The sequence below is a fragment of the Bartonella sp. MM97QHHN genome, assembly GCF_042194285.1.
Classification (GTDB): domain Bacteria; phylum Pseudomonadota; class Alphaproteobacteria; order Rhizobiales; family Rhizobiaceae; genus Bartonella.
This window is the reverse complement of the sequence record NZ_JBHIMS010000085.1, coordinates 1-13,419: the sequence shown is the minus strand read 5'-3', so window position 1 is coordinate 13,419 and position 13,419 is coordinate 1. Positions and strand designations below refer to the sequence as shown.

Here is a 13,419-nt window from a genome sequence, read left to right as displayed (position 1 = left end):
ACCAAAATCTTTTAATGCACGTATGCGGTAAAGCGTAATGTATCCATCAAACTCAATTGTTTCATCAGTAAGTTCGTATTTTTTCATCTGGTCTTTTCTCCAGTTGAGATTCTTTTATCGCCATCAATCCAGTCGTCCCAACATACACATGCATCACCGTAAATTTTTGCATGACCATAAACATGCGCATCACCGCAAACTTGCGCATTGCCGTAAACACGCGCCCTATCGTAAATGTGTGGCTCTTCGTAAACTTGTGCATTGCCATAAACTTCTGCATTATCAAAAACGTGCGGTTCACCGCAAATATGTGCATCACCGTAAACTTCTGCATGACCGTAAATGCATGGTTCATCGAAAACTTCTGCTTTGCCATAAATACGAGAATTGCCGTAAACATGTGCATAACCGTAAACTTGTGCATTTTCGTAAACCTACAACACACTGATTTATAATGATAATTCACTGTTTTGTATGTTGAATGAGAGTCTCGAATAACGTAAGATTCTCTCATTTCAAGTCTGTTTATATTGAATCAAACAAACCCATTTGCTTGCACGGCATAAGCGGGGCTGGCGTGTGGGTAAAACTGTATAAGAAAGGAATGAAAATGGTTCTTATGAATCGTCTTAACGCAAGGGCTGTCGCAACATTGGGAGCTGGCAAATATAATGATGGTGCCGGCTTGATCCTCCATAAGCGTAAAGATGGTGGTGCTCAATGGCTTTATCGTTATACCATTCACGGTCGGCGCCGTGAAATGGGCTTGGGCGCCTTAAGACATGTCTCTTTAAAAAAAGCCCGTGAATTGGCAAACCAATGGCGTGCTGTTTTACATGAGGGTCGTGACCCCATTAAAGAACGCGATAAACAAAAGCGTGAGGCAATGCGTAATCTTCATTATTTAAAAAACATTGCTTTAGATGCTTTTGAAAGCCGTAAAGCTGAATTAAAAAGAGATGGTAAAGCTTGTGATTGGTTTTTACCATTACGCCTTCATATTCTCCCTAAATTGGGCTGTCTGCCCGTTTCAGAGATTACACAAACAGAGATACGCAATACCCTTGCTCCTATCTGGCATACAAAAGCTGCAACAGCAGAGAAAGCACTAAATCGTCTTAATCTTTGTCTCAAACATGCGGCTGCATTAGGGTTAGATGTTGATTTACAAGCAACAGAAAAAGCACGCGCGCTCTTAGGTAAACAACGTCATAAAACCACTAATAGACCTGCAATGGATTGGAAAGATGTTCCCGCCTTTTATCAGTTACTCTGTAAAACACAAAACATAACACAACTGGCTTTGCGCTTGCTTATCCTGACAGGCGTTCGTACCAACCCTTTGCGTCATATTCGTGAAGATCAGATTGAAGATGATGTATGGACTATTCCTGCTGAGAATATGAAAGGTTTGCGTGACGCTACAACAGAATTTCGCGTACCTCTATCATCTGAAGCGCTAAAAGTGATTAAACAAGCCCGTTGTATTTCCAAAAGTAATTTCATTCTGTCTTTTTCCGGTCGTGCTCCCCTTGCTGAGAATTGTATGGCAAAATATATGAGAGACAATAAACTTGAAGCCTGCCCGCATGGTTTTCGTTCTAGTTTACGCAATTGGCTTGCTGAAACAACCGATGCTCCCTATGAGGTCGCTGAAACCATTCTAAGTCATACAGTTGGCGGCAAAGTAGAGCGTGCCTATCGTCGTACTGATTATTTAGAACAGCGCCGTGTCTATATGGATAAATGGGCGGCTTATGTCACGGGTCAATCTTAAGATATGGGGTGAATAACCCCATGATCTGTGGATAACTTTCTCTCTCTTCTCTCTCATTCTCTCTCAATAAGACTCATAAATTATCACATAAGAAATTATATGATAAAATATTGTTTTCTATGAATAAAACATCTTTCTAAATGAACCAAAATGTGGTTAATAAATAGTTATGATTTGTTACCATTTTTTGATAGAAAGGATTTTAGTATGACAGAAAATGATATTCTTTTGACAGACCGTGAAAGTGCAAAATTGCTTCATATGAGTGTCTCAACATTCCGCCGTCATGTAACCAATGGCTCTCTCCCAAAACCTTTAAAATTTGGTTTTTTGTCCCGTTGGTTACAATCGGATCTTATCAATGTCATCGAGCAAGCAAAACAGCAACGTCAAAGTGACGCGGCATAAAAAAAACCTTGTCACGTAAGGACGGACAAGGCTTTCTCAAACTCATCACCCTAGAGATAGCACAATCCGTCCTGTGACGCAACGTTATAGGATTTACAATGATGTGTTCTTTTAAGAATGCGCAAGGTATCACACGTGCCTTGCGCGGGGTTTGGCATGGGCGTTATGGACTTGCTCATTGCCCTGCTCATGATGATAGGCTGCCTAGCTTATCCCTTGCCAATGGACATGATGGGCGTCTTTTACTCTATTGTTATGCTGGCTGCTCTTTTAGAGAGATCATACAAGCGCTTATTAGAATTGGATTGCTTGGAAAACAAGCTTATGATCATACGCTCTCTTTCTCAAAACAGTTTTGTGCTGATCTCAAACAAGCAAAAAGGAAAGCAGAAAGAGCAAAAGCAATTTGGCAACAAAGCCAACCAATCAAAAATACTTTAGCAGAAACCTATTTACGTATGCGGGGTATTACATGTGATTTGCCTACAGATTTACGCTTTTACGACAAATGTCTACACCCCTCTGGGGGTACATTGCCCGCGTTGATTGCTCTTGTTAAGGGGGCTGGTTCCTTTGCCATTCATAGAACCTTTTTAAAAGACAATGGCTGCAAAACAGATCAAAAACCAGCAAAAGCCATGTTGGGATCTGTAACGGGTGGTGGGGTGCATTTAAGCCAAGCCAATCCAAAACATCTGGTCATTTGTGAAGGCATTGAAACCGGTCTGGCTCTTTTGTCTGGGTTGTTATCAGAGCCCGTTGATTTATGGGCGTCCCTTTCAACCCTATGAAAATGCAAAATAGATATAAAATATCTATTCTAATAGTACCTATTGAAGAAACAGTAAAAATACATTACATTAGAACTACTTTGTAACACATTAAGTGGTCGTAAAATGGCTGAGACAACATTTACCTTTCGCGTCGATGATGTATTAAAAAATGAATTTTCCAAAGCAGCAAAGGCGTGTGATAGATCTGGTGCACAATTATTGCGCGATTATATGCGCGATATCGTAAAAGAACAAAAAGAAAAAAGTGCATACGATTTATGGTTTCGGGAACAAGTTCAATTAGGGATAAATTCTGCTAATGCAAGTGATATAATGTCTTCTGAAGAAATCGAAGCAGAAGCAAAAGAATGGCGCTTAAAGACACAAAGTAAACTAGATAGATCAACTTTATGAAGCTAATTTGGACACAAGTAGCACACGTTGACCGCAAAAAGATACGTGAATACATATCACAAGATAATCCTTCCGCTGCCTTAAAGTTTGATCAACTTTTATCTGAAAAAGTAGAAAAACTTGTTAAATTTCCTACCCTTGGTCGTTTAGGACGAATTGTAAATACACGTGAACTTATTGTACATCCAAATTATATCATGATTTATGATATTTCAAATGGCGTTGTGCGTATTTTACGTGTGCTCCATACAAAGAAAAAATTTCCTTAATCAACTGTATTTTTATTTATTTTGTAATTGAAGAAAATTATTTTCTACAATACTGCGCTCCGTATCAGTAAATAATGATAAATTATTATTTTTCTAATATTGCGAATATGATTGCATAATGCACTTTGCACACCGCTTAGTTTCTACTCGTAAAAATGAAGATGACACTATTGTCAATGATGTGTCTGTTGAAAAGCTTGGGGAACTCTTAAAAGAAAACCCCCGTGGTCTCTTAATGGTGCGTGATGAATTGGCTGGCTTTTTAGCCAATCTAGAAAGAAAGGAATATCAATCAGACCGCGCCTTTTATTTAACAGCTTTTAATGGCGATGATCAATTTACTTATGACCGTATAGAGCGTGGAACCATTTTTATCCCTTATGTCACTTTATCCATGATTGGAGGCATTCAACCTTCACGCATTATTCCGCTCATTCAAGCCATACACCGTGGAATAAACGATGACGGTTTATTGCAACGCTTTCAAATGATTGTCTGGCCCGATGACAATAAAGAGTGGCAATTGGTTGATAAACCGCCCAATCAAGAGGTCTGGCAAAAGTATGAAGGGGTATTTCGCTCTTTTCGTGATAAACGCTTAGGTTCTCCCGAACAACCACTGATCATGCGTTTTTCTGCTGAAGCACAAGTGAAGTTTTATGAATGGTTAGAGCATCTTCATAAAGAGGCAAAAGGAGGTAGTTACTCAGAAAGCTTACAATCGCATCTTTTAAAAATGCCAAAGACCATAGCAAGTCTTGCGTTGATTTTTGAACTTCTTGACACTGGTCGTTTAGAAATTGGACTCTATGCCATCACAACAGCGTTGCGTTGGACAAGTTATCTGTTAAGTCATGCCAAAAGACTTTATGCGGCGGGGGATACATTAACAGCAGAGCGTGCAAAATTAATTGTCGAGCGTTGTGATTGTTTACCCGATGTTTTTACAGCAAGGGATGTTTATAAACGTGATTGGAAATATTTAACAGACAATCAAACCGTTAAGCAAGCTTTAGAGCTTTTATGTCGTTGTAACTATATTCGTGAAATCTCTGGAGAGAATAACTCCCAAGGCGGTCGACCTACCATACGTTATGAATGGCACCCTTTAGTGAAAAGTCATAAGACATCACACTGAGGCAATTTGGAAATCTTATAAAACATTAAACAATATAACAGTGAACCTTTAAAGCACTCCCCATCATTAGTTTTGGGGGGGTATGGGGGTTTTGGGGGGTCTTTTTACCCCCCCCTTTATATATTTTTTTAGTCAAAAATAAAAGTTATTATATTTCAATAAGTTAATCTTTTAAATAAACAACCTATATTAAACATAACACATAAATACAATTTTTAATATATATCTAAGAGGGTTTTGTAGGTGTTTTGGGGGGGTTAAAAACAGACAAAACCTATCAAAATACTCATTCTGATATTTTAAAGAACGTAGTACATTTATCTTGATGAATACGTGAAATGAATAGCAAATTTCACTACTTTGCTGATCTTATTCCATGTCATGGGCTGTTGATAAGCAGCCTTAAAGACCCCTTTTGAAAAAAATATCGGCTTTTTTTAGCAGTTTTTTTCCCTTTTTTATCGTTATTTGCTTTAAATGCATTTAATTAAATTCATTTTGATTCTTTTAATGAATATTAATCATCTCATAAGGCAAGGGATTTTTATTACAATATGCTTCAATCTATTAAGTCTGATAATGAACAATTCACTTTACGCTCCCTTTTACAATCCTATCGTGAACAGGCAACATCAAATGCTCTACGGGGGAAAGTGTTTGAAGATTTTGTGACAAAATATCTTATGCATGACCCTCTCCATTATGGACGATATGAAAAGGTAGAAACCTATTATGAATGGGCTGAAGAGCGTGAAGGTTGGAATAAAAATGATATCGGCATTGATCTGGTGGCAAAGCTTCGCAATCAAGAGGGATATGTGGCTATTCAATGTAAATTTTATAAAGCTGACCATCAGATCAGTAAAAAAGATATTGATAGCTTTATCGCTGCCTCTGGAAAAGACATCTTTAAATATCGACTTCTCGTTGACAGCACAGAAGTGGAATTAAGTGACAATGTGAATGCCATGATTAAAGGACAAGCGATACCCGTTTATCGTATTGACCTTCGTCATATGGAAAACAGTCGTATAGACTGGCAAATATTTGCAACGAAAAAAGAAGTTGTTCTGAAATCAACAAAAGAGCCTCGTCCCCATCAAGAAGAAGCCATCAAGAAAGTCTGTGAAGGTTTAAAAGAAGCAGACCGTGGCAAGCTGATTATGGCATGTGGTACGGGGAAGACTTTCACCAGTTTGAAGATAGCAGAAACCCTTGCTGGGAAAGGCAAGCGTGTTTTGTTTCTGGTACCTTCTCTGGCTTTAGTCTCGCAAACAATCCGTGAATGGACAGCCGATGCACAAGTCCCGTTGCGTTCCTTTGCCGTGTGTTCTGATACGAAAGTAGGCAAGCGTCGTAAAAATCAAGATGATATTGTTGGCATGGAAACATCAGATCTTGTTCTCCCTGCTACAACAGATGCTCAAGCCCTTGCTAAAGAAGCTTGTGAATCCCTAGCAGATGCAATGACCGTGGTCTTTTCAACTTATCATTCTATCCAAGTGATTTCGGATGCACAAAAAGAGCATGGTTTACCCGAATTTGATCTGATCATCTGTGATGAAGCCCATAGAACAACTGGTGTTGTGTTGGGAACAGAAAAGCATGAATCTGAATTTATCAAGGTTCATGATAACAGCATCATTCGGGCAAAAAACGTCTGTACATGACGGCAACCCCTAAGATCTTTACCGACAAGCTGAAAAAGAAGGCTGACGCATCTGATGCTGTTCTGGCGTCCATGGATGATGAAGAGCTCTATGGAAAAAATCTTTACACGTATACTTTTTCAAAAGCTCTAAAAGATAAACTTTTAACACCCTATAAAGTTATCGTCTTGGCTGTTGATGAAGCAATTATTAACGCAACGATTCAGAAACGCCTTAAAGATAAAAATTCCGAACTTATTCTTGATGATACAACTAAAATCATTGGCTGCTACAAAGCACTTTCCCAAATAGAAAAGAAGGAAGAAGATGGCATAAAACCTATGCGTCGTTCTCTGGCTTTTTGTAAAAATATCAAGACGTCTCAATTAGTTAGCGAACTATTCAATGACGCCATTGATGAATATCATAAATTTGTTCCCGAAAGTAAGACTTCTCTTATCTTTGATGTTAAGCACATTGATGGATCTTTTAATGGCAAAAATCGTAATAAATTACTTGATTGGCTTAAAGAAGAGACAGATGAGAATAACTGCCGTGTGTTAACCAATGTCCGATGTCTCTCTGAAGGAGTCGATGTCCCTGCTCTTGATGCGGTTATGTTTTTACACCCGCGTAAAAGTCATGTGGATGTGATACAGGCTGTGGGGCGTGTGATGCGCCGAGCAGAAGGTAAAACAACAGGCTACATTATTTTACCCGTTGGTATTCCCTTTAATATTCCACCACAACAGGCTTTAGAAAACAATACAAAGTATGATGTCATCTGGCAAGTTCTCAATGCTTTGCGTGCTCATGATGACAACTTTAAAAACAAAATAAAAGCCTTAGAGCTGGACCAAGATGTTCGTCATGTGTTTGAGATTGTAGGGGTCACTTTTGACCCTGCTTTACAAGCAATGACCGCAGTTGTTGACGAACTCTCTTTCCACGCGAAATCGGAAAGTGCTGGGCTTCATATTGGTTCAGTAGCAAGTGAAAGCTCTTATAAATATGGAGGACAAAAAGAATTCGAGTTTTATGTTGATGAATTATCGCGTGCTATTAAGCCCATCATTGTCAAAAAATGTGGAGAGACTAATCAGTGGGGAAATTGGGCTGGCAATGTAGCTGCAATTGCACAAAATCATATTATTCGTCTTAAAAGCATACTCGCTGATAAAAAGAGTGAAGCCTTTCACGCTTTTGATGCCTTTCATAAAGAATTAAAGAACGGTTTAAATGACAGTATCGAGCAAGAGGATGCACTTGAGATGTTGGCGCAACACCTTGTGACACGTCCTATTTTTGAATCCTTGTTTGATGGAAATGAGTTTGTGCAAAACAATGCCATTTCACAAGCCATGGAAAAGATCTTAAGAGAACTTGATAAGATGAATATCAAAGACGAAGCCAAAGATCTTGAAAAGTTTTATCAAAGTGTAAAGGATGATACAGAGGGTATTATTGAAACGCGAGCAAAACAGAATCTTATTATCAAACTTTACGAAGATTTTTTTACCAAGGCATTCAAAAAGACAACAGATAAACTTGGGATTGTTTATACGCCTATTGAAATAGTTGATTTTATCTTACATTCCGTCAATGATGTTTTAGAGCAAGAGTTTGGACAAAGCTTAAGTTCTCGAGGCGTCTCTATTCTTGACCCTTTCACTGGAACGGGGACCTTTATTACACGGCTTTTACAATCCAAGCTCATCAAACCAGAGGATATGAAATATAAATTCCGTCATGATATTCATGCCAATGAGATTGTTTTGCTAGCCTATTACATAGCAGCGATTAACATTGAATCGACCTATCATAGTCTTATGAAAGGAGAGTATATCCCTTTTGAAGGAATTTGTTTAACTGATACGTTTTTGATGCTTGAAGAAAAAGATTTTTTTACACGCTATATGTTTGAGAATTCAGAGCGGTGTAAAAAACAGCAGGAAGTAGATATCCAAGTTATTGTTGGCAATCCTCCTTATTCAACAGGTCAAAAAAGTGCTAATGACAATGCAAAGAATACCCCTTATCCCATATTAAATAACCGTATTCGTGAAACCTATGCTGCTCAATCTAAATCAATGAATACGCGAAATTTTTATGACAGTTATATTCGTGCTATGCGCTGGGCAAGTGACCGTATTGGTAATGCTGGGGTAATCGGCTTTGTTTCTGGCTCTGGTTACATAGAAAAATCGACAATGAATAGTTTACGAAAATCTTTAGCCAAAGAATTTACGAGTATTTATGTACTTAATTTACGAGGGGATCTTCGTAAAAATATATTAAGCAATGGAGCTGCTCAAGAAGGTGAAAATGTTTTTGGTAGTGGTAGTATGACGGGCATTGCCGTGACGCTGTTTATAAAAAATCCCAATACTATTGGACCTTGTAAAATTTACTATCATGATATTGGTGATAATCAAACAAGAGAAAAAAAACTTAAAACAATTAAGGACTTTGGTAGTATTGATGGCATTACACGAAGTAAAAAAGATTGGCAAATAATCACACCAGATAAGCATGGTGATTGGATACGTCAACGTGATGACAGTTTTGAAACATTCTTAGCTTTAGGCGATAAGAGACCTCATGAGAAAAAACTCTTTGAGATTTATTCTTGTGGCATTACGACTAGTCGTGATGCTTGGGCATACAATTCAAGTCGTGCAATTTTAGCGAAAAATATGGGTAACATGATTGCCTTCTATAACAGTGAAGCAGAACGTTTTAATAATGCTTATGCGCACACTGACAGTAAATCACGTACAAAGGCTGTAGATAATTTTGTTAATTCAGATACAAGCAAGATAAGTTGGAGTTTGAATATAAAAAAACAATTAGCAAGAGGTCATATTTTAAAATTTGAAGAAGTCGGTTTTGTTCAAAGTTTATATCGTCCTTTTACACGACAGTGGCTTTATTATAATCGCATTTTTAATGAAGCAATTTATCAAATGCCTCGTATCTTTCCTGTAGAAAAAATGATCAAAAATACAGTGATACAAGTTTCTGCTATAGGGGCAAGAAGTGGATTTTCTGTTATTATGACTAAAGATCTACCTGATTTTCATGCAATAGATACAGGTCAATGCTTTCCACGCTATATTTACGAAGACACAACGGTCTCAAAAGATAAAAACAAAAAACAAACTCATTTATTTTTAATTTCTACAGAAGAAAGTAAAACAGCTGGTTTACAGAAGCGTGATGCCATTACTGATGAGGGACTAGAACATTTTAAAGCCGCTTATCCGAATGAAAAAATCACTAAGGATGATCTATTCTATTATGTTTACGGTATACTTCATTCGGAAGATTATCGTGCCCGTTATGCTGATAACCTCTCTAAAGAATTGCCTCGTATCCCGTGTGTAAAGAGTGCTGATGACTTTTGGAAATTTGTAACAGCAGGACGTGAACTAGGTCATTTGCACGTGAATTATGAAGATGTAGAGCCTTATCCCGTGATCTTTAAAAAGGGTAATCCAAAACAGACAGAAATCTCTAATCTCGAAAAATTCTATTATGTGACTGAAATGAAATTCGCAAAAATTAAGAATAGTAAGGAAAAGGATAAATCGACTGTTATTTACAATAGCAATATTACCATAACAGATATCCCTCTTGAAGCTTATGAGTATATCGTCAATGGCAAGCCTGCTCTTGAATGGGTTATGGGGCGTCAATGCGTTAAGACTGATAAAAAGAGTGGTATTGTCAATGATGCCAATCGCTATGCTGTTGAAACCGTTGGCAACCCTGCCTACCCTCTAGAGTTATTTCAGAGGGTTATTACCATAAGTTTAGAGACAATGAAAATCGTTAAGAACCTACCAAAACTAGAGATTAGAGAAACTGAATAACTTATAAAGCATGCTCACATAATGGGCATGCCAATCTTATTAAATCCGCTTATGTATTAGTTTAACTAACAGTCTATTTTATCATCTGTTATGAGATAAACTAAGATAGGAAATAATTACGTTATCAAGATCTCTTTAATGGACTTTTGTAAATTCTTTAAACGTATCATCTTGTGAGTTGATTACCTATAATCTTAAAAGGAATAATTTATCATGCGTTATTCTAAAAAGAAACCATTTGCACTTTTAGATACTTTTATTTGGATTGCTTTAAGACTTTTAAGAAATCCACTCTTAAATAGAATTAGATTTTTTTACATTGCCTTTAAAAGATTATACCGTAATCTAAAATGATAGCTTTATTGTTTTCAAAAGCTTTGTTTAAAGAGGATTATGTATATTCATTTTCTTATATTACTTATAGGTTTTGAAGGTTTCTCAAACCCCCAAAACCCCTACAAAACATATAGCATTAGTTGAGTTTACAGGTTGTATTTTGATATAGGTTGTTTTTTTTGGAAACTTGATAAAAGTTAACATATTGAAATATAATAAAATTTTATTTTTTATTGAAAAATATGTAAAGGGGGGGCGTAAAAAGCACCTCCAAAACCCCCAAAAACCCCTAAACCTCCAAAACTCATAACCATAATGGTCTTGATAGCATTTCTTATGAGTTACAAGCTATCTTTTGAAAGGCTTAAAGGATCATATGCTTTTCATAAAGCACATTTTAATCACTCACTAAAATCATAAGATTCGTCTGTTAAATAAACTGACATAACCGATAAAATAGACAAAAGCCCATTAAAAGAGATTTTTATAATCTATGGAATAATTTTATAGATCTTTTTTTATAGGTTGTTTCATTAAAATCTTGCACCAAAACCATGATCAGAACCCCACCACTTCAGTTTCTCAACTAGTGATCAAGGCTTTGGAGCGCGTCTTATTTTCTAAATTTCTGAAATCTTTTTGATATTTTTTAGGTGCTATTTCTTGTCTTTTTTTCCGATAAAATTGACTATTTTCTCTTTCCACGAGCGGGGTTGCTCCTTGCTGGTAACCTCTTGTGGATCATCAAGCTTTTCTGCCACCTGTTTAATCAAAGCGTAACTCACTTGCTTCACCTTTGCTACTTCTTTGGCTAAAGCTAATGCACGTTCAAGGTGGGTTTTGTTGATGCTCTCGTCAAAGCCTAGGTGATCACCTGCCGTAAAGCTTTTCTGATAAGATTGTAAGGTCTCAACATCACCCAATAAAGCAAGAGCGCCAAGATGAAGTAAAGCATAATCCGTATCGTTTGCTTTAGACGTGGCGCCTTTTTCCCAAGGAGCAGTGCCATAATCAGAGCGAAGTCTTTTAGAAAGGTCAATGTCTGTTACCGCCCATTTTAGCGCGTCATCAAGTGCTTGCTTTAAGCGATCCGCAGTAACTTCTGGTTCAAAGATTTCTAAACCCTTTGCTTCAAAATTAAGCTGTAAATCTGGAATATCTTCCGTGTAGGTAGGATCAATGAATTTACAAGCGGTGGAAAGAATGCCCGTGCTAATCATAAAGGCGCTATCAAATTGTGGGTAATCTTTGGCAATTTCGTCGTTATAAAGAATGTCTACTTCACGATCAGCCAATTGATAGCTTGCCATATGGTCATTCTCATTGATTTTCTCGGTTGACCAGCCTAGACTTTTTAAAAGTGCATGAGCACTTTCCATGGTGAGACGATCATCAGTGTCATCCGCTTCATCCACTTCCTCTGCCACTTCAACAGAAGTTGTTTTAGAAGCAACAGATGCTGTTTGCGGATCCAAGCTTAAAATCGGAGCGTTTTTAGGAAAACCAGTCCGATAACGGCGTGCAAGAGCAAGGACGTTATCAATAATATGTGCTATGTTTTCCCTTATCAAAGCTGAAAAGTTTTTATCCTTCAAACTTTCCTTATAAAATTTGAGTTTTTCAACATCCCCAATAAGAATAAGTGCAATAAGGTGCAACTTCGCAAAATCATATTCACTGTCTGGGGACAAAGCCGCATAATCATAGATGATTTGATTCACATTTTGTCGATCAGCCCAGCACAAAATATCCGCACTGATCTGTTTCAGCTTGCCTTCATCCAATTCAGTACTAGAAACTGCATAAACTTCTTCTGATTCTTTAAGAACGGTATATTGGGGAGTATTGATGAAAATAGATCGATAAGCTGTAGAAAAACCAAGTGTTGAAAGAGAAACCTTGAAGGTAACAAATGGTGTCTCTCCTTTTTTATCAAGGTCGTACACTATATTAATGATACGATCTTTCGTTATAAAATAAGCATTGCAATTGTAATTTTTATCACGATAGACTGTCCAGTCCATCCTTTTTAAGTCTTCAGAAACTGTATTAAGAAAAGACAAATCTTGTAAACTAAGACGATCATCTATAGCTTTTCGCTCATTAAGGATTTTCAGATATTCTTCAGCAAATTGAACGGCATGGTTAATATATCTCTCTACTTCACGGTCATCCAAAATCTCAGAAATCTTACCGGCTTCTAAAAAATTTTGATAAGATTTCAGAACATCAATTTGACCTGTCAATGCTAAACAAGCCAAATGCCAGACTATACGTATATTGTAGCTATACTTTTGAACACGTGTTTTGCTTTCTATTGATGCTTGTAAATCTTGGGCACGTGCCCACTGTATTATCCGCTCAGAGATTTTGATAAGCTCTTGCTCATCTAATGTCTCTACACAAATATCAATGCCTTTACCAAAACCACTAAAAACCCCCCCCCCAATCGTATTAAAAGAATTATAAATATTTTTAGGAGAAACACACCAATATTCCTTACTATAGTGAATACAATTGCAAGCGACAGAAATCATTTCATTAGATATTTCAGCTTCAATACGGACATTGTAATTATCATGAAGACGTATAAAACCAAAATCAAATTGAATAAAGCGGTCGGGCAAAATCAACCACATTTTTCCAGGTTCCGTTGAAAACCACCCTTGTGTTTTAAGAACGCGCATTGCTGCTGTGAGACTTATCGAGCGCTGTTTTGGCTTCTTGCGCGTTAGAATATCGTCTAATTCCCCATTTTTATAGGCCTGTGCAAAAAAAAG

6 protein-coding genes and 3 pseudogenes are annotated in these 13,419 nt (G+C 37.2%); 7 read left to right on the top strand and 2 right to left on the bottom strand.

The window, feature by feature from the left end:
* Nucleotides 1-83 precede the first annotated feature (83 nt).
* Complete coding sequence (locus ACFIJW_RS06955; protein WP_375633748.1) at nt 84-236, bottom strand: hypothetical protein; 153 nt, start codon at nt 234-236, stop codon at nt 84-86.
* Between the two features lie 374 nt (nt 237-610).
* Here ACFIJW_RS06955 and ACFIJW_RS06950 point away from each other — a divergent pair, with 374 nt between their 5' ends.
* From ACFIJW_RS06950 to ACFIJW_RS06920, 7 genes and pseudogenes are all read left to right on the top strand, one after another.
* Nucleotides 611-1,777, top strand: coding sequence for a tyrosine-type recombinase/integrase (locus ACFIJW_RS06950; RefSeq protein ID WP_375612608.1), 1,167 nt, complete (start codon nt 611-613; stop codon nt 1,775-1,777).
* A 207-nt stretch (nt 1,778-1,984) separates the two neighbouring features.
* Nucleotides 1,985-2,185: an AlpA family transcriptional regulator gene (locus ACFIJW_RS06945; protein WP_011180791.1), complete on the top strand. Its 201-nt coding sequence runs from the start codon at nt 1,985-1,987 to the stop codon at nt 2,183-2,185.
* Nucleotides 2,186-2,283: 98 nt separating this feature from the next.
* Nucleotides 2,284-2,970 (top strand): annotated as a pseudogene (locus tag ACFIJW_RS06940) (virulence-associated protein E); the annotation flags it as partial.
* A gap of 111 nt (nt 2,971-3,081) precedes the next feature.
* On the top strand, nt 3,082-3,372 hold the full coding sequence (locus ACFIJW_RS06935) for a CopG family ribbon-helix-helix protein (RefSeq protein ID WP_375610963.1): 291 nt from the start codon (nt 3,082-3,084) through the stop codon (nt 3,370-3,372).
* The gene (locus ACFIJW_RS06930) at nt 3,369-3,641 is read left to right on the top strand and encodes a type II toxin-antitoxin system RelE/ParE family toxin (protein WP_375610964.1); all 273 of its coding nucleotides are present in this window, start codon (nt 3,369-3,371) and stop codon (nt 3,639-3,641) included. The genes ACFIJW_RS06935 and ACFIJW_RS06930 overlap by 4 nt, the downstream gene beginning before the upstream one ends.
* A 139-nt stretch (nt 3,642-3,780) precedes the next feature.
* A pseudogene (locus ACFIJW_RS06925) lies at nt 3,781-4,779 on the top strand (DUF3987 domain-containing protein); the annotation flags it as partial.
* A 554-nt stretch (nt 4,780-5,333) separates the two neighbouring features.
* A pseudogene (locus ACFIJW_RS06920) lies at nt 5,334-10,303 on the top strand (DEAD/DEAH box helicase).
* A 992-nt stretch (nt 10,304-11,295) separates the two neighbouring features.
* Here ACFIJW_RS06920 and ACFIJW_RS06915 read toward each other — a convergent pair.
* Nucleotides 11,296-13,419 (bottom strand): DUF6990 domain-containing protein (locus ACFIJW_RS06915; protein ID WP_375633747.1); only part of this gene is annotated, 2,124 nt, incomplete at its 5' end.

Bases quoted from the DNA above. Each gene is read 5' to 3' on its own strand.
- ACFIJW_RS06950 (WP_375612608.1), top strand. From the start codon at position 611: ATGGTTCTTATGAATCGTCTTAACGCAAGGGCTGTCGCAACATTGGGA.
- ACFIJW_RS06945 (WP_011180791.1), top strand. From the start codon at position 1,985: ATGACAGAAAATGATATTCTTTTGACAGACCGTGAAAGTGCAAAATTG.
- ACFIJW_RS06935 (WP_375610963.1), top strand. From the start codon at position 3,082: ATGGCTGAGACAACATTTACCTTTCGCGTCGATGATGTATTAAAAAAT.
- ACFIJW_RS06930 (WP_375610964.1), top strand. From the start codon at position 3,369: ATGAAGCTAATTTGGACACAAGTAGCACACGTTGACCGCAAAAAGATA.